The organism is Janthinobacterium sp. SUN073 (assembly GCF_030397665.1).
Taxonomy (GTDB): Bacteria; Pseudomonadota; Gammaproteobacteria; order Burkholderiales; family Burkholderiaceae_D; genus Janthinobacterium.
On record NZ_JAPUBT010000001.1, the window covers coordinates 469681 to 493825 of the forward strand.

General features: G+C 61.9%; 19 protein-coding genes and 1 pseudogene. 13 read left to right on the forward strand and 7 right to left on the reverse strand.

Annotated features, from left to right (window positions below; translation table 11 throughout):
• The first annotated feature begins 268 nt into the window (after positions 1–268).
• The 10 genes from O0882_RS02245 to O0882_RS02290 all read left to right on the forward strand — a co-directional run bounded on the left by O0882_RS02245 (position 269) and on the right by O0882_RS02290 (position 11100).
• Positions 269–661: an Mth938-like domain-containing protein gene (locus O0882_RS02245; RefSeq protein ID WP_289945016.1), complete on the forward strand. Its 393-nt coding sequence runs from the start codon at positions 269–271 to the stop codon at positions 659–661.
• The gene (locus O0882_RS02250; RefSeq protein WP_289945018.1) at positions 658–2331 is read left to right on the forward strand and encodes a glycosyltransferase family 39 protein; all 1674 of its coding nucleotides are present in this window, start codon (positions 658–660) and stop codon (positions 2329–2331) included. The genes O0882_RS02245 and O0882_RS02250 overlap by 4 nt, the downstream gene beginning before the upstream one ends.
• 200 nt (positions 2332–2531) lie before the next feature.
• Positions 2532–3668 (forward strand): DegT/DnrJ/EryC1/StrS aminotransferase family protein, encoded by a 1137-nt coding sequence (locus O0882_RS02255; RefSeq protein WP_289945019.1) that lies wholly within the window; start codon positions 2532–2534, stop codon positions 3666–3668.
• A gap of 11 nt (positions 3669–3679) precedes the next feature.
• Positions 3680–4675, forward strand: coding sequence for a glycosyltransferase (locus tag O0882_RS02260; RefSeq protein WP_289945020.1), 996 nt, complete (start codon positions 3680–3682; stop codon positions 4673–4675).
• Entirely contained in the window at positions 4675–5592 is a 918-nt protein-coding gene (locus O0882_RS02265; RefSeq protein WP_289945021.1) for a formyltransferase, read from the forward strand. The genes O0882_RS02260 and O0882_RS02265 overlap by 1 nt, the downstream gene beginning before the upstream one ends.
• Positions 5593–5613: 21 nt before the next feature.
• Entirely contained in the window at positions 5614–6666 is a 1053-nt protein-coding gene (locus tag O0882_RS02270; RefSeq protein WP_282406514.1) for a bifunctional UDP-4-keto-pentose/UDP-xylose synthase, read from the forward strand.
• A complete protein-coding gene (locus O0882_RS02275) occupies positions 6666–7625 on the forward strand; it encodes a polysaccharide deacetylase family protein (protein WP_289945026.1) in 960 nt (319 codons plus the stop codon). The genes O0882_RS02270 and O0882_RS02275 overlap by 1 nt, the downstream gene beginning before the upstream one ends.
• A 76-nt stretch (positions 7626–7701) precedes the next feature.
• On the forward strand, positions 7702–8172 hold the full coding sequence (locus O0882_RS02280) for a peroxiredoxin (RefSeq protein ID WP_289945028.1): 471 nt from the start codon (positions 7702–7704) through the stop codon (positions 8170–8172).
• Between the two features lie 300 nt (positions 8173–8472).
• Entirely contained in the window at positions 8473–10278 is a 1806-nt protein-coding gene (locus tag O0882_RS02285) for a PhoH family protein (RefSeq protein WP_289945030.1), read from the forward strand.
• A gap of 147 nt (positions 10279–10425) precedes the next feature.
• The gene (locus tag O0882_RS02290) at positions 10426–11100 is read left to right on the forward strand and encodes a site-2 protease family protein (RefSeq protein ID WP_289945032.1); all 675 of its coding nucleotides are present in this window, start codon (positions 10426–10428) and stop codon (positions 11098–11100) included.
• Positions 11101–11135: 35 nt separating this feature from the next.
• On the opposite strand, the gene O0882_RS02295 is transcribed toward O0882_RS02290, so the two are convergent.
• Both O0882_RS02295 and O0882_RS02300 read right to left on the reverse strand, forming a co-directional pair.
• The gene (locus O0882_RS02295) at positions 11136–13547 is read right to left on the reverse strand and encodes a TonB-dependent siderophore receptor (RefSeq protein ID WP_289945034.1); all 2412 of its coding nucleotides are present in this window, start codon (positions 13545–13547) and stop codon (positions 11136–11138) included.
• A gap of 145 nt (positions 13548–13692) precedes the next feature.
• On the reverse strand, positions 13693–15375 hold the full coding sequence (locus O0882_RS02300; protein WP_289945035.1) for a serine hydrolase: 1683 nt from the start codon (positions 15373–15375) through the stop codon (positions 13693–13695).
• Between the two features lie 172 nt (positions 15376–15547).
• Between O0882_RS02300 and yidD the strand changes: the two genes are divergently transcribed.
• From yidD to O0882_RS02315, 3 genes are all read left to right on the forward strand, one after another.
• Positions 15548–16093: a membrane protein insertion efficiency factor YidD gene (gene yidD / locus O0882_RS02305; RefSeq protein WP_289945037.1), complete on the forward strand. Its 546-nt coding sequence runs from the start codon at positions 15548–15550 to the stop codon at positions 16091–16093.
• Between the two features lie 232 nt (positions 16094–16325).
• The gene (locus tag O0882_RS02310) at positions 16326–17267 is read left to right on the forward strand and encodes a bestrophin family protein (RefSeq protein WP_289945040.1); all 942 of its coding nucleotides are present in this window, start codon (positions 16326–16328) and stop codon (positions 17265–17267) included.
• 81 nt (positions 17268–17348) lie between these two features.
• Positions 17349–17549: a heavy-metal-associated domain-containing protein gene (locus O0882_RS02315; RefSeq protein WP_099762867.1), complete on the forward strand. Its 201-nt coding sequence runs from the start codon at positions 17349–17351 to the stop codon at positions 17547–17549.
• 44 nt (positions 17550–17593) lie between these two features.
• Here O0882_RS02315 and O0882_RS02320 read toward each other — a convergent pair.
• From O0882_RS02320 to O0882_RS02340, 5 genes and pseudogenes are all read right to left on the reverse strand, one after another.
• Positions 17594–18316: pseudogene (locus O0882_RS02320) on the reverse strand (glutathione S-transferase family protein).
• A 22-nt stretch (positions 18317–18338) separates the two neighbouring features.
• On the reverse strand, positions 18339–18758 hold the full coding sequence (cueR, locus tag O0882_RS02325; protein WP_141170287.1) for a Cu(I)-responsive transcriptional regulator: 420 nt from the start codon (positions 18756–18758) through the stop codon (positions 18339–18341).
• Positions 18755–21196, reverse strand: coding sequence for a heavy metal translocating P-type ATPase (locus tag O0882_RS02330; protein ID WP_289945043.1), 2442 nt, complete (start codon positions 21194–21196; stop codon positions 18755–18757). The genes cueR and O0882_RS02330 overlap by 4 nt, the downstream gene beginning before the upstream one ends.
• Before the next feature lie 105 nt (positions 21197–21301).
• Positions 21302–22057: a FecR family protein gene (locus O0882_RS02335; protein WP_289945045.1), complete on the reverse strand. Its 756-nt coding sequence runs from the start codon at positions 22055–22057 to the stop codon at positions 21302–21304.
• The coding region (locus O0882_RS02340) for a YDG domain-containing protein (protein ID WP_289945046.1) at positions 22026–24145 on the reverse strand (2120 nt) is incomplete at its 5' end. The genes O0882_RS02335 and O0882_RS02340, both read right to left, overlap by 32 nt.

The following is a 24145-nucleotide window of genomic DNA, read 5'->3' on the forward strand; positions in this document are numbered from 1 at the left end:
TTTCTCGCCGTTTATGCCACGCTGCCCGGCACGCGCGTGCTTTTCCCAGCGGACGCTCTTCATCTTCTCTTAATCTTCGCCTACTACTATGGCAAGCACCGCCAGCCACTGTTGCGCCAAAAAATTGTCCATAGATTGCAAATTGGAAAGGATGTTGCTTTTCAGTCGCTCTTTTCTGTCATTTATGGCATGCTTACGCCCTTGGCCGCAGCGCGCATCCGGACAGCGCGCGCACCGATCAACCGACACGAACAGCCCCGACATCGCCATGAAACTGCATGCCAGCAGCACCCAACAATACCAAACCGTCACAGGCTACGATGAAAATGGCGTGGAGATCAATGCTCAGCCGTACAACTACAGCCTGATCGTCATGCCGGAAATGCCGCCACGCGCGTGGGAAGTCGACAGTTTCGAAGAATTGACCGAGGCGCATTTCGCGCAAATCCTCGCCGACGCGCCCGACGTGGTCATCCTCGGCACGGGCGAGCGCCAGCGTTTCGTGCATCCGAAGCTGACGGCCGCGCTGACCATGCGCCGCATCGGCGTCGAGTGCATGGATAGCCAGGCAGCCTGCCGCACCTACAACATCCTGATGGGCGAAGGCCGCAAAGTCACCCTGGCCCTGATCCTGGCTCCCGGTGCAGGCAGCGCCACATGAAAATCAACGTCAACGAACTGCACAGCTCGCGGCTGCTGATGTGGTCCCTGCTGGGCATCTTCATCGTTGTCACCCTGTATGCGCTGGGCGTGCGTACCCTGGTGCCGCCCGACGAGGGCCGCTACGCCGAGATGGCGCGCGAAATGTTCGTCACGGGCGACTGGATCACCACGCGCCTGAACGGCATCAAGTATTTTGAAAAGCCGCCCCTGCAAACGTGGATGAATGCACTCAGCTTCGCCGCCTTCGGCCTGGGCGAATGGCAGGCGCGCCTGTGGACGGGCCTGTGCGGCATCATCGGCGTGTGCATGACGGCCTATGCCGGCAAGAAAGTCTTTGGTCCGCGCGTGGGCTTGTATGCCGGCCTGGTGCTGGCGTCGAGCCTGTTCTGGCTCGCTTCCGGCCAGATCAATTCGCTGGACATGGGCCTGTCGGGCATGATGAGCATCGTGCTGACCAGCCTGCTGGTTGCCCAGCGCGACGAGGCCGCCCCCGCCGAGCGGCGCAACTGGATGCTGCTGTGCTGGGCAGGTATGGCGCTGGCCGTGCTGGCCAAGGGGCTGATCGGCATCGTGCTGCCGGGCGCCGTGCTGGTGCTGTATTCGCTGTGCGCGCGCGACTGGCGCATCTGGACCCGCTTGCATCTGGTCAAGGGCTTGCTGGTGTTTTTCGCCATCGCCACGCCATGGTTCGTGCTGGTGGCCCTGCGCAATCCGGAGCAACCGCATTTCTTCTTCATCCACGAGCATTTCCAGCGTTTCCTGATGAAGGGGCACAAGCGCGAAGGCGCCTGGTACTACTTCCTGGTCCTGCTCATTCCCGGCATCCTGCCATGGATAGGCGTGCTGCCGCAAAGCCTGGCTGCCGCCTTCAAGCGCCAGGAAGGCACCTTCCAGCCCCGTTTGATGCTGCTGATCTGGGCCCTGTTCATCACTTTCTTCTTCAGCTACTCGACCTCGAAGCTACCCGGCTACATCGTGCCCATCTTCCCCGCTCTGGCGCTGCTGATTGCGCTATTCCTGGAGTCGGCGTCGCGCCGCCAGCGCATGCTGGCCGCCGGCCTGCTGTGCGTGCTGGGCGCGGCCATCCTGATCGGCGGACCGATCGCCTTCAGCAAGGCCAGCGCGCGCGACGCGGAAGCCCTGATCGCGCTCAAGGGTTACCAGCCATGGCTGATGGCTGCCGGCTTCTTCGCCCTGGCAGGCGGCGCCCTGGCCTTGCTGCATGCGCGCCAGCTGCGCCGCGACATGACCGTGCTGACGATTGCCGGCGCCGGCTTCCTGGCCACGCACTGCATCCTGGCCGGCTCCGAACTGTATGGCCAGAACCGCGCGGGCACCGACATGCTGCCACAGATCCAGGCCGAACTGACGGCCGATACCAAGCTCTATTCGGTCGGCATCTACGAACAGTCGCTGACGTATTATCTGCAGCGGCCCGTGATCCTCGTCGATTACTGGGATGAGTTCACGTTTGGCCTGAAACAGCAGCCGGAACTGTCCATTCCGACCATCGAGCCTTTCATCACGCGGTGGACGAACGATGCCAACGCCGGCGTGCACGACATGGCCATTATCAGCCTGAACCGTTACAAGGAATTGCAACAACGTGGCGTGCCCATGCGTGTCATTGCCGAAGATGCACGCCGCATGGTCGTTGCCAATAAATAAATGCTTAAAAGGGTGCGAGGCGGCATGCATCGCACCCCGGCTGGCCCTGCCCCCGCATCAGCAGGATTTTTCACCGCTGAACCGGCGATGCCGCCATACTGACAAGATAAAATAGCCATGCCTGCCGGCGGCCTTTGACCGCACTGGCAGCCTCGGCGACGCCGATACCCTGACAGAATACAGACCCAAGAACCGCGCCCATGACCTCTACCCTGCCCTTTTTGCCTTTTTCCAAACCCACCATCGATGAAGCGACCATCGCCGCCGTCGGCGAGGTGCTGCGCTCGGGCTGGATCACCAGCGGCCCGAAAGTACAGGCCTTCGAAGCCCAGCTGTCCGAGTATTTCGGCGGACGCCCCGTGCGCACCTTCAATTCTGGTACCTGCACCATGGAAATCGCGCTGCGCATCGCCGGCATCGGCCCCGGCGACGAAGTCATCACGACGCCCGTGTCGTGGGTAGCGACGGCCAACGTCATCATCGAAGTGGGCGCCACGCCCGTGTTTGCCGATATCGACCCGGTCACCCGGAATATCGACCTCGACAAACTGGAAGCGGCCATCACGCCACGCACCCGCGCCATCATCCCCGTCTACCTGTCGGGCCTGCCTGTCGACATGGACCGCCTGTACGCGATTGCTGAAAAGTACAATTTGCGCGTCGTGGAAGACGCGGCGCAAGCGTTCGGCTCCACCTGGAAAGGCAAGCGCATCGGCGCGTTTGGCGACTTCGTCTCGTTCAGCTTCCAGGCCAACAAGAACATCACCACGGGCGAAGGCGGCTGCCTCGTCCTCAACAACCTGGAAGAAGCCAGGCTGGCCGAAAAATACCGGCTGCAGGGCGTCACGCGCAGCGGCGTCGACGGCATCGACGTCGATGTGCTGGGCGGCAAATACAACATGAGCGACATCATGGCCGCCATCGGCCTGGGCCAGTTCGCCAATATTGAGGCCATCACGGCCCACCGCCGCGCGCTGGCACGCCATTACTTTGAGCAATTCGGCAGCGACTTCGAAGCGCAGAGCGGCGCCCAGCTGCCCGTGCAGGACTTTGAAAACAGCAACTGGCATTTGTTCCAGATCATCCTGCCCGACAATGGCCCCGGCACGCGCGCCGCGTTCATGCAGCAAATGGCGCAGCAAAACGTGGGAACGGGCTATCATTACGCACCGATCCACTTGTTTACCATGTACCGCGAACGCGGCTTTACCGAGGGCATGTTCCCCGTCTCGGAAAAGATCGGCCGCCTGACCGTGACCTTGCCGATGTTCTACGCCATGACGACACAGGACGTGGAACGCGCCGTCGCCACCGTCAAATCCATTCTCATCAAGTGAGCAGCGCGCCGATGAAACCTGAACTGTCCATTATCATTCCGATCTACAACGAGCAGGATGGCCTGGCCAGCCTGTTCGCGCGCCTGTATCCCGCGCTGGACGCCTTGCAGACGAGCTACGAGATCATCTTCATCAACGATGGCAGCCGCGACAATTCGGTGGCGATCCTGGCGGAACAGTTCCGCCAGCGCCCGGACGTCACGCGCGTCGTCCTGTTCAACGGCAATTACGGCCAGCACATGGCCATCCTGGCCGGTTTTGAAGCCTCGCGCGGGCAAATCATGATCACGCTCGACGCCGACCTGCAGAACCCGCCCGAGGAAATCGGCAACCTGGTGGCAAAGATGCGCGAAGGCTACGATTACGTGGGCTCGATCCGGCGCAAGCGGCAAGATTCCGCCTGGCGCACCCTGGCGTCGAAAATGATGAACCGCCTGCGTGAAAAGATCACGAATATCAAAATTACCGACCAGGGCAACATGCTGCGCGCGTATGGCCGCAATGTGATCGACCTGGTCAACCAGTGCGCCGAAGTCAACACCTTCGTGCCCGCCCTGGCCTACACGTTTGCCCGCAAGCCCACGGAAATCATCGTCGAGCACGAGGAACGGGCTGCCGGCGAGTCGAAATACTCGCTGTACAGCCTGATCCGCCTGAATTTCGACCTGGTCACGGGCTTTTCGCTGATTCCCCTGCAAATTTTTTCCATGCTGGGCATGCTGCTGTCGGTCAGCTCCGCCCTGCTGGTGATCTATTTGCTGGTGCGCCGCTTCCTGCTGGGCGCCGAGGCACAAGGCGTGTTCACCCTGTTCGCCATCGCCTTCTTCCTGATGGGCGTGATCCTGTTCGGCATCGGCCTGGTGGGCGAATACGTGGGACGCATCTTCCAGCAGGTACGTGCCCGTCCCCGCTACGTGGTGCAAACCATCTTGCAGGATGGCATGGTCCAGGCGGAAGCCGAGGCGCCATCGTATGTGCGCCTGGAAAAGCGCCAGGTGGGCCGCTGATGGGCGCCCCACGCGCCGTCGTCTTCGGCTACCACAATGTGGGCGTGCGCTGCATCAAGGTGCTGCTCGCTGGCGGCGTCGATATCGCCCTGGTCGTCACGCACGAAGACAGCCCCACGGAAAACCTGTGGTTCGAATCCGTCGCCAGCCTGTGCCAGGCCGAAGGCATCCCGTACATCACGCCTCCGGACGCGCGCGCGCCCGAATTGCTGGCGCAGGTGCAGGCGGCGGCACCAGACATGCTGTTCAGCTTTTACTACCGTCACATGCTGCCCGCCAGCATTCTGGAGGTGGCACCCGCCTACAATATGCATGGCTCGCTGCTGCCGCAGTTCCGCGGCCGCGCACCCGTCAACTGGGCCGTGCTGCATGGCGCCACGCAGACGGGCGCCACCCTGCATGAAATGACGGTCAAGCCCGACGCCGGCGCCATCGTGGCGCAAACGGCCGTGCCCATCCTGCCCGACGACACGGCCTTCGAAGTGTTCGGCAAGGTCACGGTCGCGGCGGAACAAACGCTGTGGGCTGTGCTGCCGGCCTTGCTGGACGGTACGGCGCCGCGCCAGTTGAACGATTTGCGCCAGGGCGGCTATTTTGGCGGGCGCAAGCCGGAAGACGGCCGCATCGACTGGAAGTTACCCGCGCAACAGGTATACAACCTGCACCGGGCCGTCGCCCCCCCCTATCCCGGCGCGTTCACCGAAGTCAATAATATCGTTTACATCATCGAAACCGCCCGTTTGAGCAAGCGTTCCGCAGGAAGTTTGCCAGCGGGCTTGGCGGTAGTGGATAATTGCATCTTTGGCGTCTGCGGAGACGGCCGCATGCTGGCCATTTCCGCCCTGAGGGCTGCCGGGGAGCCGATTTCGGCTCAGCAATTGCAAGCAAGTCTGACCGCCCGCGTCAGCACACACTGATATCACTCAAGAGAATCTCACATGAAAAAAGTCCTCATCTTAGGCGTCAACGGCTTCATCGGCCACCACCTGTCCAAGCGCATCCTGGAAACCACCGACTGGCATGTCTATGGCATGGACATGAACACGGACCGCATCACGGAACTGCTGGAAGATGACAACTACAAGTCGCGCATGCACTTCTTCGAAGGCGACATCACGATCAACAAGGAATGGGTCGAGTACCACGTCAAGAAATGCGATGTGATCCTGCCGCTGGTCGCCATCGCCACGCCGTCGACCTACGTCAAGCAGCCGCTGCGCGTGTTCGAGCTGGACTTCGAAGCCAACCTGCCGATCGTCCGTTCGGCCGCCAAATACGGCAAGCACCTGGTGTTCCCGTCGACCTCGGAAGTGTATGGCATGTGCCACGACGAGGAATTCGATCCGGAAAACTCGGAACTGATCTGCGGCCCGATCAACAAGCCGCGCTGGATCTATTCGAACGCCAAGCAGCTGATGGACCGCGTGATCTGGGGCTACGGCATGGAAGGCTTGAACTTCACCCTGTTCCGTCCCTTCAACTGGATCGGCGCCGGCCTGGACTCGATCCACACGCCAAAAGAAGGTTCTTCGCGGGTGGTGACGCAATTCTTCGGCCATATCGTGCGCGGCGAGAACATCTCGCTGGTCGACGGCGGCGCGCAAAAACGCGCGTTCACCTACATCGATGACGGCATCGATGCGCTGATGCGTATCATCGCCAACAAGAATGGCATCGCCAGCGGCAAGATCTACAACATTGGCAATCCGGTCAACAATTACTCGATCCGCGACCTGGCCGGCATGATGCTGACCCTGGCTGCCGAGTATCCTGAATACGCCGAAGGCGCGAAACACGTGAAAATCGTGGAAACCACTTCGGGCGCCTACTACGGTGCCGGCTACCAGGACGTGCAAAACCGCGTGCCGAAAATCACGAATACCTGCGAAGAACTGGGCTGGGCGCCAAGCACCACCATGGCCGATTCCCTGCGCAATATCTTCGACGCCTACCGCAGCCAGGTAGCCCAAGCCAAAGCCTTGATGGATTAATGTTGAGCAAGCCGTTCCTGACCCTGAAAATCGACGTCGATACCTATCGCGGCACCCGTGAAGGCATGGGCAATCTGGTGCGCATGCTGACCGCGCACCAGGCCAAGGCCACCTTTCTGTTCTCGCTGGGCCCCGACCACACGGGCTGGGCCCTGCGGCGCGCCTTGAAGCCTGGCTTTTTCAGCAAGGTGTCGCGCACCTCGGTGGTCGAGCACTACGGCTTGAAAACATTGATGTACGGCACTTTGCTGCCGGGCCCCGATATCGGCAAGCAATGCGCGGCGCAATTGCGCGCCGTGCGCGATGCCGGTTTCGAGTGTGGCATCCACACCTGGGACCACACCCTGTGGCAAGACAACGTAGCCAAGCGCAACGCCGCCTGGACCATCACCATGATGCGCAAGGCCGCCAACCGCTACGAACAGGTGTTTGGCACCAAGCCGCACACGCACGGCGCGGCCGGCTGGCAAATGAATGTCAGCGCCTTTGTCGAACACGACACGGCCGGCTACCGCTTTGCCTCCGATGGCCGCGCCATGCTCGACGCGCGCGGTGCCATGGCGCAGCCGTCGCAAGGCCCGCACCGCGTGCGCAACGGCAACACCATCCTGCAATGCGTGCAATTGCCCACCACCCTGCCCACCCTGGATGAGTTGCTGGGCTGCGAAATCGACGGCAAGCTGATCACGACCGGCAATGTTGCCGCGCATATCTTGTCGCTGACGGCGGATAATCCCCGCGACCACGTATATACCTTGCACGCGGAACTTGAAGGACAGAAACTCGCCCCCATTTTCGAACAACTGCTGGCTGGCTGGAAAGCCCAGGGCTACCAGTTTGCGGCGATGGGCGATTATTATGAAAAGATAAAAGAGTCGGACTTGCCCGTTTGCCCCATCACCTGGGATGAGTTGCCCGGACGTTCGGGACGCCTGATTGTGCAGGGCAAAGCGGCCTGAATGCTGTATTGTTGCACCTGGATGCGTTGCCAGATTAAAAAAACAGCGCTGATGATCACCGTTCAGGAGAGAACCTGTGGCTGATAGCCAATCCCTCGTTAGCATACCCGACTTTTGTGCCGCCATGACCAGCGGCAAGACCTTTCAGTTGCTGGGCCGTCCGGCCAAGGCCACGGTGCTGTTTTTCTATCCCAAGGACAACACCCCCGGCTGCACCACTGAAAACATCGCCTTCCGTGACGCGTATGCGCAATTTGTCGCCGCCGGCGTGGAAATCTACGGCATCAGCCGCGATTCCCTGCGCTCGCACGAAAGCTTCAAAGCCAAGCTGGAACTGCCATTCGAGCTCATTTCCGACCCGGACGAAGCCGTTTGCCTGCTGTTTAACGTCATGAAGATGAAACAGATGTATGGCAAGACGGTCCGTGGCGTCGAACGCAGCACGTTTGTGATTGACGCCCAGGGCCGATTGGTGAAAGAATGGAGAGGCGTGAAGGTCGCAACTCACGTGGAAGAAGTGCTGGAATTCGTGGCGCGTCTGAATTGATCATCTGTTCTGATCGCATGCGCGTTGTCGGCATCCAGCCAGCTTGGTTCGACATTAGCTCAACCGCAGTTCAGTTCACGGTACCTATCGCCATTTTGAGTCAACGAAGCGCCTCCACCCACTCCGCCAGGCGGGCCTGCAGCCCGCCGATGGCGTCCATGACCAGCCATGTTGCCGGCCTCCCGGCAGTCTCTCGTCCTGTAGCATTGTTGTTCCCCCGCATCCACCCCATGAGAAGTGCCGCCAGAAGCTGGCTGCCCATGGGCGATTCATTCCAGAAATTTTTTGATTGAGATCCTGATGCCACTGCCAAAATTACCGAGCAAGCCAGCCACCATCCTGGCCACCCAAGATTACCCAACCGCAGGCGCAGCGCGCCCGGCCACCAAAACCCCGGCAGCCAAGAAAGTGGCTGCACCGATCATTGAAGCGGCGATCGCCGAAGTTGCCAAGCCGGTCCGCAATGCGGCCACGAAGATCAAGCAAGTGGCGGCCCTGATGGTCGCCAAGCCGGCGCCTGCGCCGGTTGCGGCCGCGCCGGTCGCCGTTGCCGCGCCTGCGGCGAAAGCCAAGCCTGCGGCAAAAGGCAAGGTCACGCCGATCAAATCCGTCAAGCAAGCCGAGCAGCCGCATCCGGCCAAGCACAAGGCTGTCGAAGTACAGCTCAAGTCGTCCGCCAGCCGCGCTGCCGACCAGCGCGGCATCCGCAAGCTGTTCGTGCTCGACACGAACGTGCTGATGCACGACCCATCGTCGCTGTTCCGCTTCGAGGAACACGATGTGTACCTGCCGATGATGACCCTGGAAGAACTGGACAACCATAAAAAGGGCATGACCGAAGTGGCGCGCAACGCCCGCCAGGTCTCGCGCACGCTCGACGCCCTGATCAGCAACACGGACGACGACGCCATCGAGCAAGGCATCTTGCTGTCCAAGCTGGGCAACAAGGACGCCAAGGGCCGCTTGTTCTTCCAGACGCGCCTGCAAAACGCCGACCTGCCAGCGGGCTTGCCAGTCGGCAAAGCCGACAACCAGATCCTCGCCGTCGTGCGTTCGCTGGAATCGGAACAGGATGGCCGCCCCGTCGTGCTGGTGTCGAAAGACATCAACATGCGCATCAAGGCGCGTGCCCTGGGCTTGCCGGCCGAAGATTACTTCAACGACCATGTGCTGGAAGACACGGACTTGCTGTACTCGGGCATCGTGCAGTTGCCGGACGACTTCTGGAACAAGCACGGCAAGGACATGGAATCGTGGCAGGAAAGCAAGAATGGCTACAGCTCGACGTTCTACCGCGTGACGGGCCCGTTCATTCCATCGCTGCTGGTCAACCAGTTCATCTACCTGGAACCGAAAAACGGCGAAACACCGTTCTACGGCCAGGTGAAACAGATCAACGGCAAGACGGCCGTGCTGCAAACCCTGCGCGACTTCAGCCACACGAAGAACAATGTGTGGGGCGTGACGGCGCGCAACCGCGAGCAGAACTTCGCGCTGAACTTGCTGATGAATCCGGAATGCGACTTCGTCACCCTGCTGGGCCAGGCCGGTACCGGCAAGACCCTGCTGGCCCTGGCCGCCGGCCTGGCGCAAGTGCTGGAAACCAAGCTCTACAATGAAATCATCGTCACCCGCGTGACGGTGCCCGTCGGCGAAGACATCGGTTTCCTGCCAGGCACGGAAGAAGAAAAAATGTCGCCATGGATGGGCGCCTTCGACGACAACCTGGAAGTGCTGAACAAGTCCGACTCCGATGGCGGCGAATGGGGCCGTGCGGCAACGCAAGACCTGATCCGTTCGCGCATCAAGATCAAGTCGCTCAACTTCATGCGCGGCCGCACGTTTGTGAACAAGTTCCTCATCATCGATGAAGCACAGAACTTGACGCCGAAACAGGTCAAGACCCTGGTCACGCGCGCCGGTCCCGGCACGAAGATCCTGTGCCTGGGCAACATCGCGCAGATCGACACGCCGTACCTGACGGAAGGCTCGAGCGGCCTGACCTACGTGGTTGACCGCTTCAAAGGCTGGACCCACAGCGGCCACGTCACCCTGGCCCGCGGCGAGCGTTCGCGCCTGGCCGACCACGCCAGCGAAGTGCTGTAACGTGCTGTAACTTTAGCGGGCGGCGCAAGCTGCCCCAGTCATTCGAAGCCCCGGCTGCAGCGATGCAGGCGGGGCTTTTTCGTGTGCGCAACTTTTTCCTGCGACATGTTCTAATACCGCTCTCTTTCCTCCAGAACACCGTATCCGATGCCTCCCGCCTTCCAGCTGCTGCTGTGCCTCCTCATCTTCATGTTGATCCACATTTCCGTCATGGCGGCCTGCGCCATGCTGCTCGGCATCACCGTGCGCAGCATCAGCTACGGCGTGGGCCCGACCTTGCTGACGCTGGGAAAAATGAAGGTCAAGCTGCTGCCCCTGGCCGGCAATGTGGTGCTGAAAGATACGCGTGAGGAAACGCTGTATGACGACGACCCCTGCCTTGACGCCTATAACTTCCAGCCGTTGTGGAAGCAGTTCGTGTTGCCGCTGAGCGGCGTGGTCGTCTTGCTGGCCTTGTCGCTGGGCATCATGGGCGCCTCGGGCTGGGAACGCTTTGTCGCCGCCTTCGGGCAAATCTTCCATGGCGCGCTGGCGCCGTTGTCGACGGCGCAGGAACTGCTGGGTGAAGGGGAAACGTTTGCCCGCACGCACGGCTTTGCGCTGGTATTCGCCCTGTTCTCATTGAAACTGTGCGCCTTCAACCTGCTGCCGTTTGCCGGCTTGAACGGTGGACAGGCATTGCTGACCCTGGCGCGCGGCGGCAAGCCGTATGTGGAGTGGGAAGAGACGGCAGCAAAATGGCTGTTGCTGCCGGGGTTGGCGATCTTGCTGGCGTGGGCGGCGGCACTGGCCGTGTATTGCTGGCGCGCGCTGGGGCTGTAATCGCACAGCCCCAGCTGCTTACAGCCTGGTACAGCCTAGAAATTCACCTTCAGGCTCAACAGGGCTTCGCGTTCCGCGCCACGGAAGATGCCGCCAAAGTATTTTTTATCGAATACATTGCCGATATTCAGGGCCAGGCGGTAGCGCGCCGTTTCGTAGGCCACGGCGATATCGGCCAGGGTGTACGGATCATTCATGTACTGCGCATTGGCCACGCCATTGTAGGGCGAACTGCCACGGTAGCGCAGGCCGCCGGCGAGCATCAGGCCGGGCACGGCCATGGGCCTGTAGTCGAGCCAGACGCTGGCAGCATGACGTGTCGTCTGCAGGGTCTGGCGGCCGATTTCATAGGCGTGGTTGCTCTTCGTCGTGCGCGGGTCAAGGTAGGTGTAGCCGGCCAGCACGCTCAGCTCGGGCAAGGGTTTGAACGTGCCTTCCAGTTCCACGCCCGTCGAACGCACCTCGCCCGTCTGTATCGACGAACGTGGGTGCAGCGGGTCGGGCGTCGTGACATTCGTCTGCGCCAGATCAAACAACGACGCCGTCAGCATGGTCGATGTGTCCGCAGGCTGGTACTTGATACCCAGCTCCACCTGCTTGCCCTTGCGTGGCTGAAAAGCCTTGCCGTCAAAGTCGCGGCCCGTGGCCGGGTCGAACGAAGTGGCATAGCTGGCATACGGCGCCACGCCATTGTCGAACAGATACAGCACGCCGGCACTGCCCGTGGTGGCATGGTCATCGATGCGCGTCGTCGCGGCATTGACCTGCGTGCTGCGCGCACGGTCGTGGCGCAGGCTGGCGTTCGCCACCCATGGTCCCAGTTTGAACTGATTCAAGGTATAGATGCCCGTCTGCTTGAGATCAGTATCCGTATGGTCGAGTTCAGGCGCGGCGATCGCCTGATGGTACACCGGCAAATAAATATCCAGGTTCGGCACGTCCCAGCCGAAGCCCAGGCCGTCATTCTCTTTGTATTTCAGGTAATCGATGCCCGCCACGAACCGGTGTTCGATCTCGCCCCAGCGAAAGTCCTTCTGCGCGCGGCTGTCCACCGTCCAGGTCTTGCCGTCCACTTTTTCCGCCAGGCTGCCGCGCGTGGCCGTGCGGCCGTCCGCCAGCAAAGCCATGGCGTAGATATGCTGGTAGTCGACCTTGATGGTGGCATAGCGCAAGTTTTGCGTCAGCTTCCAGCCATTTCCTGTTGCATGCTCGAACATATAGCCGAGGGCGCGCGTATCGCGGTCGAAATAGTCGAAGGACGGGTCGCCTGCCGTGCGGCTGACGGGCAAGTCCTTGATTTGCGGATAGACAAACAGGCTGGGCCACCATGGTTTCGGCGTGCCCCGCTCTTGCGAATACGTGCCCAGCACGGTCAGGCTGGTGCGCGCCGAGATGTCCCAGCGCAGCGAGGGCGAGATGGAAACGCGGTTGTTCTTCGACTCGACGGGACGGTCGTCGGCATCGCGGCCCGTCAGCGTGACGCGGTACAGCAAGTCATCCTTGCCCGCGACGGCGCCGCCCAGGTCGGCATTCATCTGATAGCGGTGGTAGCGGCCTGCGGAAACGCCCACGCTATTGACGTGGTCGGCACTCGGCAGCTTGGAAGTGACATTGATCATGCCGCCCGGGCGTCCCTGGCCGTAGAAGACGGACGCGGGCCCCTTGATGACTTCGACGCTGTCGAGGTCTTCCATTTCGCTGTTCCAGGAACCATAACTGCCCGCCGACAACAACTTCAAGCCATCCTGGTAGTACGAACTGCCATCGCTGAAGCCGCGGATGGTGGCGCCCGACATGCGCACGTCGGCGCCCGTCACATCCGTCAGCACGCCCGCCGTATAGGCCAGCGCCTGCTCGATGCTTTTCGGCGCCTGCGTCTTGATCTGTTCACGCGTGACGACGGAAATGGCGCGCGGCGTCTCGATCAATGGCGCGCCCATCTTGGTGGCGGCCACGCTGATGGGCACATAAGCGCGCGACACCGTGCCCTCGCCCGCGTCCGCCGCCGCCTTGACGGTAATCAATGGCATGACGGCGTCGGGCGCCTTGCTGGCCACGGCGGGCGCGGCGCGCAGCACGTAGCTGCCCGCCTCCAGTTCGACTGCCTGCAAGCCCGTGCCCGCCAGCAAGACGGCCAGGGCAGCCTGCGGCGTGTACTGGCCTTGCAAGCCGGCCGTGCTCTTGCCGCTGGCCTGTTCGGGTGTGTAGCTGAGCAGGACATTCGCGGCGCTGGCCAGGCTGCGCAGCGCGGGCGCCAGCGGACCGGCAGGGATGCTGTAAGCCAGGCGCGTAGCGCCAGCCTGCTGGGTATTGGTGGCTTGCGCCTGCGCCAGGACCGGCATGGCAGCGTACAGCGCCAGGCTGCACACGGCCAGCGACACGGCACGGGCAATGGAAAGGATTTTCGGTGTGGAAATATGGTGGCGCTGCTTGCGACTGACGGACATGGTGTAAAGCCTCTCTGGTGACTGCTGAAATGGTTCCCCTACTTAGCAGGTGCCTTGAGAATACGAATCGGTCAGGCTAGACACGAAAAAACAATGCCTGCCGGCAGCATCGACTGGCCGGCAGGCATGCGCTGTACTGCGGCGATCAGTTCACGCGTTTGGCCGGCATATCCTGCCCCTCCTGACGCAACACCAGTTGTTGCGTCTTGCCATCGGCATCCTTGCTGAAGCGCACTTCCGCATCGACTTCATTCGAAAAGAAAGCCGTCTCGCTCATCGGCAGCATGGCCAGCTTGCGAAAACCCGTCACCTGGGCGAAGAACTTGTCGCCTTCGCGCGTCACTTCCAGGTAGACCTCGGGCGCCAGCGCATACTTGCCCACGTAGGCATCGAATTGCGCCGTCGTCATGGCGACCACCGTACGCGCCGGCTTGGCGGCGCTGGCGCGCTCGTGCACCGACTTCGATTCGCCGCCATCGTTGAGGATCAGCTGCGCCTCGCCCTTCGGTCCCCGCTCGAATTCGGCCGTGGTGAGCGTATTTTCAATCAGGAAACCATTTGGCGAATACGCCAGCATGCGTTGCGCCGGGCGGCCCGTGCGCTGCAGCAGCAAGTTGCCCTCGAAGTTGCGGATCGTGTAGCCGGCCTTGTCGTTGATGGCGTACACGCCCGCATAGGCGTCCAGGATGGCGGGCTTGAGCGTAATGACCTTGATTTCGGGATACGGCCGGCCCACGGCGACGGCGGCCGCCTTGCGCGCCACCACGTCCGGGTCGACCAGGCCCGTGTCCGAATTCTCCAGCACGGCCACGTAAACTTTTTCCTTGGGCAAGCGCATCGCATAGGTGGCAAAGCCATTGATGCCGCCGCCATGGTGGATGACGGGCGTGTTTTGCCAAGTGCCCAGCATCCAGCCATAGCCGTAGCGGGTGGCCTTGCCATCGTTCAGTTTTACCGGCGTGAACGCTTGCTGCCAGGTGGCGGCCTTGAGCAACTTGCCGTCCGAAATGGCCGCATCCCAGCGCGCCAGGTCGTCCACGGTGGAGACGAGCGCGCCAGCCGCATACGGCTGCGTCATGCTCAAGGGCAGGTTCGGCACATACGCCTCGCCCGAACGGATATGTCCGGTCGCGCGCTTGCCCGGCTGGCGCTCGCGGCCTTCATAGGCCGTGTCGTTCATGCCCAGCGGCACGAATATCTGTTGCTCCATGAAAGTGGCATACGGCTGGCCCGCAGCCTTTTCGATGATGGCGCCCAGCAGGAAATAGCCGGAGCTGCTGTAGCGCCACTGCGTGCCCGGCTCAAAATCGAGCGGATCGTTCTTGAAGAAATCGATCATCTGCGCCACGCTCAGGTCTTTCGTGCTGTTGGGCACGAATTCAGGCTTGACCGTATAGTCGTGGATGCCGGAGGTGTGCGCGAGCAGCTGCGCGATCGTGATTTTCTTGCCGTGGGTCGGATAGTCGGGCAGGAATGTCGTGATGTCATCGGTGACGGCCAGCTTGCCCTGGTCCGCCAGCAGCAGGATGGCGACGGCCGTGAATTGCTTGGAAATGGAGCCCAGGCGCAGCGACATGTCGGGCGTCAGCGGCTGGCCATCCTGCACGCTGGCCAGGCCATACGCCTTGCGCAACAGGGGCTGTCCATCCTTGACGACGATGACGACGGCGCCCGGTTCGGTGGACTTGTAATACGGCGCGATGCTGGCATCGATGTGCGCTGCAAGCGCCTGCTGCCGGGCACTCAGTGGAGCGGGCTGGCCGGCCAAGCTGGCAGGTGTTTGCAACAGGATCAGAGTGGCGAGGCAGATGCTGGAAACTTTAAACATGCAAATCACTTTCATAGGAAGGATCACAAGCTGGCCATGCCCCTGGCGGCGGCTATCGGGATGGTTGATTTGCCTTAGGAAATATTTCCATTTAGCTCACTCAGCCTAACAGACACGCCGTGCGTAAATCTCCCCATTTGTCACATTGGAAATTGCATGTCCGCTTGACGCTATGTTTTTTTGCTCACCTGTCGTATGCTCGAAGCTCTGTCTTAACGCAATCGGCCAAGGAACCAGCATTTTTTCATTCGACACCTGCGGCAAGCACCTTGCCCTGTGGGCGATCCGCGCCTACCAACGCTATGTATCGCCCCGAAAAGGCTTTAGCTGTGCCTACCGCGTGCTGACGGGGCGCGACAGTTGCTCCGCCTACGGCTACAAGGTCATCGCACACCATGGCTTGCGCCCGGGACTGGTGCTGTTGCAACGGCGCCTGCGCGCCTGCGGCGCACGCCATCGCCAGCATCTGGCGCTGCATCCGCAGGCGCGGCGCAGCGCGCGCCGCCACGCCCAGGCGGGGTATTGCGACTGCGACGTTCCCTTGGTCGACTGCGCCTGCGACTGCGCCGACGTGGCAAATGTGCTGAGCTGCGATTGGCCGGGGCGCAACAAACATACAAGCTGGTTTCGTAACAGCTATACAACAAGCGAGACATTGAAACAGCAGCAGGCAGCACACCGCAAGAAGATCAGGCAGAGGCAAGATACGGAGAACTGAAATTCACACAAATACTTACAAATGAAATATTCATTCATGAAGTGAATAACCGCTATCGCCACTGTGAATTGGCTGGAAACAGGTCTGCGACCTATACTCAAGCCGTCTCCCCTACATTGTTTCCCATGCACACCCTGCTCAGCCCGCACACACAGCGGGCTTTTTGTTCCCGGCATTTGCCATTCTGTCTTTCCCCTCTTACCGATCACCAGCTCCAAACCGGGAGCACAGCATGATCGTGCGCGAGCGTCCTTCGGCGCTACGGCTGTTCCTGGTGGTGCGCGGCTCCGTCCTGCCGCGCATCCGCACTACCCTCATCGTCAACACCCTGATCGCCACCCTGGTCACCTGGTGCCACGGCACCCTGTTCGATCACAAGGTCATCCTCACGACCATCCCGTTTACCCTGATCGGCTTACCGCTGGCCATCTTCCTGGGCTTTCGCAACACGGCCGCCTACGACCGCTACTGGGAAGCGCGCAAGCTGTGGGGCGAACTGGTGTTGCGCAGCCGTAATTTCTCGCGCCAGTGCCAGACCATGATCCGCAGCGATACGCCCGCCCACGCCCGGCTGGGCCTGGACGATGTGCGCGTACGCATGATCTACCGCACCATCGCCTTTTGCCACGCCTTGCGCCACCAGTTGCGCGACACGCGCGGACCGGACGACTTGCAGCCGCTGCTGCGCCCGGCTGAATGGGAAGCGGCATGCAAGACCTCGAACCCGTCCGACTACCTGATGCTGCAGATGGGCCATGATCTGGCCGACTGCGTCCGGCAGGGGCGTATCGACAGCATCCTCACCGCACAGATCGATAACACGGTCTCGGCCATGGTAGCGGCGGGCGCCTCGTGCGAACGCATCCGCAGCACGCCGATTCCGTTCTCGTATTCGCTGCTGCTGCACCGCACGGCTTATCTGTACTGTTTCCTGCTGCCTTTCGGCCTGGTCGATTCGCTGGGTTTCATGACCCCGTTCGTCGTCGCCATCGTCGCCTACACCTTCTTTGGCCTCGATGCCCTGGGCGACGAGATCGAGGAACCGTTCGGCGAAGATGCCAACGATTTACCGCTGTCGGCCATGTGCCGCGCCATCGAAATCAGCTTGCGCGAATCCGTGCAGGATGAGAATGTGCCGCCCCCCATGCAAGCTGACGATTTTCTGCTGAATTGATCCACACCCAGCTTTTCCCTTGACCTTACCATCGGGGGAAGGCTTACAGTGGAAGCACTTAATCATTCAGGGAGTGCTTGCATGTATCAGTTACAAGTTGAAAACATGAGCTGCGGCCATTGCGTCGGCTCGGTCACGAAAGCGGTGCAAGGCGTCGATCCTGCCGCACAGGTGCAGATCGACCTGGCCAGCAAGCGCGTCACGGTGGAATCGCCCGCCGAACTGGGCGCCATCAGCGCCGCCATCGTGGAGGCGGGCTACCCCGTCACCAGCGCACAATAAGCGACACGCACACAGAACAGCCGGCCCTTGCGCCGGCTGTTTTTTTATCCGTCCAGCTCGGGGTAGTGCCGGAAGATGCCTTCTTCAGTGAACGCAATTCTGCGCTTCGACTGCAGATAACGGGCGATGTTCGGCCGCGCCGCCACCGTATCGTGCAATTCCTGCAAGGCAGGATAGGCGGGTGCCAGACGCGCCATGGCTTGCGGAAACGCATAGCGCAGGCCGGCCAGCATCTGGAACAGCGACAGGTCGCCATACGTGAGTCTGGCCCCCACCAGATAAGGACCACGGCTGTTCAGCAAGACCTGGGTGAAGTAATCGAGGAATTTGGGCAAACGCGTGGCGCGGAAATCCGCGCTGCGCAGTATGGCCGCCTGTTTTTGCTCTTCGTAATATTGATTCATCGATAGCGGATGGTGCGTGTCGTGCACTTCCGTCAGCCAGTCGGCCATCGTCAGTTGCAGCTGGTTCAGCCACAGGCGGCCGCTTTCCGCGCGCGGCGCCAGGCCCAGGCGCCGGCCCAGATACAGCAGGATACTCGTGGTCTGGCCGATCAGCACCTCGCCGTCGCGCAGCACGGGCGGCGCGTAGGCGGCATGTGGCGTACTGTCGCCCTCGAGGCATGCCAGCATGGCCGGCATGCCCTGTCCCTAGTGCTCGGGCAAGCGGGTGATGTCGCGGTAGTCGGCGCCCGCCTCTTCCAGGGCCAGCCGGATGAATTCGCCACGCCCCTGTATCGTGGGCCAGTAGTACAGTGCATACGCCATACCCCACCTCCGTTGATTTACATCAATGGCAACATGGTTTCGCTTCCGTGTCACCAGCCAGCCCCAGGCTTTGCAAGATGGGGCAATCAGGCTTGTCATCGCCATGGCACGATTGCGCCAGGTGGGCCAGGGTGTCGCGCATTTCCGTCAGTTCGGCGATGCGCTTGTTGAGCTCGGCGACGTGGGCCAGGGCGATGCCTTTCACGTCCGCGCTGGCACGCTGGTCGTTTTGCCACAGCGACAGCAGTTCGCGGATTTGTTCCAGCGAAAAACCCAGCCCCCGCCCGCGCTTGATAAAACGCAGGGCGTGCAAGTCGTTCGGCGTGTAGATGCGGTAACCCGCGTCGCTGCGCGCGCTGGGTTTGAGCAAGGTAATGCTTTCGTAGTAGCGTATCATTTTTGCCGATACGCCCGTTTCGCTGGCTGCCTGGCCAATATTCATCCTTGTGACTCCTTGGTATGCGCGCTAGCTGCATGACTGCGGGCTTTCCAGCGGCGCAGCAACAGGGCATTGCTGATCACGCTGACGGAACTGAAGGCCATCGCCGCGCCCGCCACCATGGGGTTGAGCAGGCCGAAGGCGGCCAGCGGAATGCCGATCATATTGTAGATAAATGCCCAGAACAGATTCTGCCGTATCTTGCTGTAGGTGCGGCGCGAGATATCGATGGCATCCGCCACCAGGGCCGGATCGCCACGCATCAGCGTGATGCCGGCCGCATGCATGGCCACATCGGTACCCGTCGACATGGCGATGCCCACGTCGGCGGCCGCCAGCGCAGGTGCATCGTTGATGCCGTCGCCCACCATGGCCACCCTGGCGCCCGCGCCTTTCAATGCGGTGATTTTAGCGGTTTTATCGGCCGGCAGCATTTTCGCCGCCACCGTGTCGATGCCCAGCAGCTTGCCGACGGCGTCGGCGCTGCCTTGGTTGTCCCCCGTCAACATCACCGTGCGGATGCCCAGACTGTGCAAATGAGCAATGGCCGCCTGCGCATTCGGCTTGACCTGATCGCTGAAGGCGAACAGTCCCAGCAGTTCCGATCCCGAGGCCAGCCAGGAAATCGTGTTGCCCGTGTTTTCCAGGGACAAGGCCTGTGCCGCCAACGGCGTCATGTTCACGTGCAATTCCTGCATCAACCGCGTGCTGCCCAGTTTGAGGTCCAGGCCATCGACGTGGGCCGCCAGGCCGCGGCCCGGCAAGGCCGACAGCGCCGTGGCTGGCAAGGCTTCGATATGGCGCGCACTGGCCGCATCCAGCACGGCGGTGGCCAGGCTGTGCTCGCTGCCGCGCTGGATGCTGGCCGCCAGTTGCAGCAACCGTGCATCCTCAATGCCATGCGCATGCAGGGCCGCCAGGGCAGGTTTGCCGATGGTCAAGGTGCCCGTCTTGTCGAACACGACGGTGTTGACGGCGTGCGCCACTTCCAGCGCTTCCGCATCCTTGATCAGGATGCCGTAGCGGGCGGCCACGCCCGTGCCGGCCATGATGGCCGTCGGCGTGGCCAGGCCCAGCGCGCAGGGGCAGGCGATGACCAGCACGGCCACGGCATTGATGATGGCGTTTTCCAGTTCGCCGGTCGCAAACCACCAGCCCAGCATGGTCAGCAGCGCCAGCACCAGCACCACTGGGACAAAAATCGCGCTGACCTTGTCGACCAGATGCTGGATCGGCGCCTTGGCTGCCTGCGCGTCTTCCACCAGGCGGATGATGCGAGACAGGGTCGTCTCGCTACCCACGGCTTGGGTGCGTACCAGCAACAAACCATCGGCATTGATGGCGCCGCCCGTCACCTTGTCGCCCGGATGCTTATCGACCGGCAAGCTTTCGCCCGTGATCAGCGATTCGTTGACCTGGCTGGCGCCTTCCACCACGACGCCATCGACGGCCACCCGTTCCCCAGGGCGGATGACCACCAGGTCACCTACTTTCACCTGCTCCACGGGCAAGTCGATCTCGATGCCGTCGCGCCGTACGCGGGCCGATTCCGGACGCAGGACTTGCAGCGCGCGGATGGCCGAGGCCGTCTGGCGCTTGGCGCGGCTTTCCAGCCATTTGCCCAGCAACACCAGCGTGATGACGACGGCTGACGCTTCGAAGTACAGGTGCGGCAAGATCTCGCCCGCCGTCAGCCATTGATAGACGGACAAGCCATACGCGGCGCTCGTGCCCAGCGCCACCAGCAAGTCCATATTGCCGCTGCCGGCGCGCGCCGCCTTCCAGCCCGCCTTGTAGAAGCGCGCACCAAAGTAAAACTGCACGGGCGTGGCCAGGGCGAATTGCAGAGCGCCTGGCAGCATCAAATGGATGCCGGCCCACTCTAGCAGCATGGGCAGCATCAATGGGAAAGCCAGCACGGCCGCGAACGCCACTTTCATGCCGTCGCGGTTGGGCACGGCGGCAGGCGCGCTGGCCTGACTGACGGCGGGCACCGTGGCGGCATAGCCGGCCTTGTCGATGGCGGCAATCAGGGTGCCCGCTGCCACACCGCCCGTCACCTTGATGCGTGCGCTTTCCGTGGCCAGGTTGACGCTGGCAAGCAGCACGCCCGGCACTTTCAGCAAGGCTTTTTCCACCCTGCCCACGCAAGAGGCGCACGTCATGCCGGCGATGTTCAGGTCAATCTCGCGCTGCGCTACCGTATAGCCGGCCTTTTCCACGGCCGCCTGCAAGGTAGCCAGGGGAATCGGCGTATCGGAACTGATTTTGGCCACTTCGGTGGCCAGGTTAACGCTGGCCTGGGTCACGCCGGGCACGGCGGCCAGGGCTTTTTCCACGCGGCCCACGCACGAGGCGCAGCTCATGCCTTCGATGGCCAGCGCCTGCGCATGCGCGGCGGCGGGAGGGGAAGTGGCGGGAGCGAGTGCACTCTGGTTCATGGCAGATCCTGTACGAAAGATTAACTAATAGGGTCAGGATCTGCTATCCCATGATGGGAAGGTCAAGCCCTATTTGCAAGGTGTGCAGGGCTTGCTGGAAACAGCTTAGCGCACCACGCAATCGATGGCGGCAGGCTTGCTGCCGCCTGCAGCGCTACCTGAGCTCGATGGCGACGCTGAAAAGACTGGCGGCGGCGTGAACTTGATGCCGGGATCGACGGGCAACAACACGGGCGGCTGCCTGAAGTTGGGCGTAAAGCCGAACTGGCCGGGGGCAAAGCTTTGCACGCCAGCAGGATTGCTCACCTGAATCAAGCCATCAAGCACGTGTACATACAGGCCGGGAGCCAGCCCTTGCACTGCCGACGGCGACGCCGCTGGCAGCGGCAGTGGCGAGGGAGCAACATACGTGGCAACAAACGTCGTGCCGCGAATGCCGATGGTGGCCGCCGGCGTCTTCATCTCGAAGCGCTCCTTGTTGCGCTTGCCCAGAAGTCCCGTGACGGAACGCAAGCCCCCCTTGAGCAAGCTGAAGATGGCGTGATCGCCATCGGGCTGCTCGGCCGTGTAGCTGAATTGCTCGATCACGAAACTGGTATTCGGTTTCAAGGTGATTTCGCTATTGTCGATCAGCTTGATCAAGGCATAGGTCTCTTTTTCCGTCAGCAAGGTGTCGCCCTGCTCAACCTCGGACTTGATGGCCAGGATTTTCACCTTGCCATCCGCCTTCTTGGCCATCAGCGGACCACTCAGCTGCATCACCGTGCCCGCCACCTGTCCGGCCCAGGCGTGCGCGCCCAGGCACATCAGGGCCAGCCACAACAAGGCCTTAGTTGCAGAACGTTTTTTTAATAGAGTCATTGTCTTTGTATCCTGTTGATTTAACTATGCCGCCGGCACCATTCTTGTCCTCCGGTACCTTGTCATCAGGCTTGGCTGGCGACAAGGAAGCGAGTGGGACGTTCGCACGCTCAGCCTGCTTGATGATGCTCAAGGTGTCATTGACGGCGACGTTGATGACGTTGACGATGGACTTGTCGATGGCCGTGGCGGGCAGGAAGATGACGTCCGGCATGGCCACCGCGCCGTTCGGTGCCAGCAAGCTGACGTTGGCGCGCTGACGGTTGATGCGCACGCCCGCTCCACCCGTGATGCTGCCCGTTTTCGCCAGCACGCTCATGCTGGCAGCTGCCGGCAAAGTGACGCTGGCCGTGTCCGCAAAGCGCACATAGCCTTCCGCACTGGCGCTGAAATTGCCGCCGCCGAGGACTTTGGCATTGCCTTCGACACGAATATCGCCTCCAGCCACCAGGCTGATGTCGCGCGCCGCCGCCAGCTGCGCGCCATCGCCCAGCACCACGTCCGTGCTGGCATTGAGCGCAATGTCATTGCCCGCGATCTTGCCGTTGACGGTGACGGGGCTGTGCGCCGTCACGCTTACGTTGCCGCCATTCGCATTGATATTGCCAGCATTGACGCCACCCGTGTTGTCGATGGCGATATTGCCCGCGCCCGTGACCAGCGTTCCCAGGGTCAGCGTACCCGGCGCCGAGGTATTGTTCAGCGCAATGCCCCCCCCTGTACTATTGCTGGCAGTAAAACTGCCCACCTGGTTGCCCGTATTGCCCAGCACGATGCCATTTTTCGCCTGCGCCGTCAGGCTGCTGGCGAGCAGCGCACCGTCCTGGCCGATGGCGCCGTTCAGTGCGCTCAGCCGCACATCGTTCGCCGTCAGACTGGCGAAGCGCAAGTCGCCCTGGGCTTGCGTAATGGCCAGCTGGCCCGCCAGCCTGATGGCGCCGGCCGCCTGGCTGAAGCTGTTGGCGACAAGCAAGTTGCCGTTGCCGCTCAGCACGCCGCCACCTTGCGCGTAACGGTCCGCCGACAGGCTGCCGTTCAGCAGCAAGCTGCCACCGTTGATTTCCAGGCCGGCCAGGCCGCTCAGCGCGGAGAGGTCGAGCGCGCTTTCACCGAGGGTCAGACTGCCGCCCGTCAGCAGCAAGCCCGTTGCGGAAGTCAGGTTTTTCAGGATGGTACTGCCGGCCGCCGCGCTGTACGTGACGATGCCGCTGCTGTGCGTAAAATCGACGCCCAGCACGTTCGCGCCTTCGGGCACCACACCGCCATCCCAGTTGGCCGCATCGCTCCACAAGCCGTTGCCGCTGCCCACCCAGGTGGACAACTGCTTCTGGAAAATTGTTGCCTGTGTCGTGCCACCGGTCGTCTCCAGCGTGTAGTTGCCCGCATCGGCGCCCGCCAGGCGGAAGCCGCTGGCCGTCACCAGCTTGCCGGCGCCTGCGTTCTTGTCGGAAAAGTTGCCGTTGCCGCCCACCACGCTGACCATATCCTGGCCCAGCACGCCGTTCGCCGACGCGCTGACGGCCGCGTTGGTGGTGCCGTCATACACCTTGCCGGCTGCGCTCAAACCTGCCAAGCTCAGGCTGGCGGGCGTAATGCTGGCCAGCAAGCCTGTCGGCAAGACGATGAAGTAATTGCCCGCATCGGCGCCCGTCAGCGCCGCGCCGCTCAGCTGCACCGCCTTGGCCGCCCCCACGTTTTTGTCCGCAAAGCTGGCCATGGCAGAGACCGTCAAGCTGTCGCCGGCGACACGGTCATCGCCCAGACTCAGCAGCGCACCCGTCGTGCCATCGTAGACCTTGTTGCCCGCCACGCCGGACAAATTCAGCGCGCGCGCGCCGATATCGGCCGTGGTGCTGCCCGCATTGCTGCTAAGCACGTAGTTGCCCGCATCGCCACCACTCAACGCCACATTCGTCACATTCACGGCCTTGCCGGTTCCCGCGTTCCTGTTGCCAAACGCGCCATTGCCGCTCACGCTCAAGGCGTCGCCCTGGATGCGGTCGTCGCCAAAGTTCACTTGCGCGCCCGTCGTGCCGTCATACGTCTTGTTGAGACCAGTAAAACTCACGTTCAGGGTGCGCGCCGCGA

Bases quoted from the DNA above. Each gene is read 5' to 3' on its own strand.
- O0882_RS02310 (WP_289945040.1), top strand. From the start codon at position 16,326: ATGATCGTGCGCGAGCGTCCTTCGGCGCTACGGCTGTTCCTGGTGGTG.
- O0882_RS02245 (WP_289945016.1), top strand. From the start codon at position 269: ATGAAACTGCATGCCAGCAGCACCCAACAATACCAAACCGTCACAGGC.
- O0882_RS02335 (WP_289945045.1), bottom strand. From the start codon at position 22,057: ATGACTCTATTAAAAAAACGTTCTGCAACTAAGGCCTTGTTGTGGCTG.
- O0882_RS02270 (WP_282406514.1), top strand. From the start codon at position 5,614: ATGAAAAAAGTCCTCATCTTAGGCGTCAACGGCTTCATCGGCCACCAC.
- O0882_RS02255 (WP_289945019.1), top strand. From the start codon at position 2,532: ATGACCTCTACCCTGCCCTTTTTGCCTTTTTCCAAACCCACCATCGAT.
- O0882_RS02330 (WP_289945043.1), bottom strand. From the start codon at position 21,196: ATGAACCAGAGTGCACTCGCTCCCGCCACTTCCCCTCCCGCCGCCGCG.
- O0882_RS02315 (WP_099762867.1), top strand. From the start codon at position 17,349: ATGTATCAGTTACAAGTTGAAAACATGAGCTGCGGCCATTGCGTCGGC.
- O0882_RS02300 (WP_289945035.1), bottom strand. From the start codon at position 15,375: ATGTTTAAAGTTTCCAGCATCTGCCTCGCCACTCTGATCCTGTTGCAA.
- O0882_RS02295 (WP_289945034.1), bottom strand. From the start codon at position 13,547: ATGTCCGTCAGTCGCAAGCAGCGCCACCATATTTCCACACCGAAAATC.
- O0882_RS02285 (WP_289945030.1), top strand. From the start codon at position 8,473: ATGCCACTGCCAAAATTACCGAGCAAGCCAGCCACCATCCTGGCCACC.
- O0882_RS02275 (WP_289945026.1), top strand. From the start codon at position 6,666: ATGTTGAGCAAGCCGTTCCTGACCCTGAAAATCGACGTCGATACCTAT.
- O0882_RS02250 (WP_289945018.1), top strand. From the start codon at position 658: ATGAAAATCAACGTCAACGAACTGCACAGCTCGCGGCTGCTGATGTGG.
- O0882_RS02260 (WP_289945020.1), top strand. From the start codon at position 3,680: ATGAAACCTGAACTGTCCATTATCATTCCGATCTACAACGAGCAGGAT.
- cueR (WP_141170287.1), bottom strand. From the start codon at position 18,758: ATGAATATTGGCCAGGCAGCCAGCGAAACGGGCGTATCGGCAAAAATG.
- O0882_RS02265 (WP_289945021.1), top strand. From the start codon at position 4,675: ATGGGCGCCCCACGCGCCGTCGTCTTCGGCTACCACAATGTGGGCGTG.
- yidD (WP_289945037.1), top strand. From the start codon at position 15,548: ATGTTTTTTTGCTCACCTGTCGTATGCTCGAAGCTCTGTCTTAACGCA.
- O0882_RS02290 (WP_289945032.1), top strand. From the start codon at position 10,426: ATGCCTCCCGCCTTCCAGCTGCTGCTGTGCCTCCTCATCTTCATGTTG.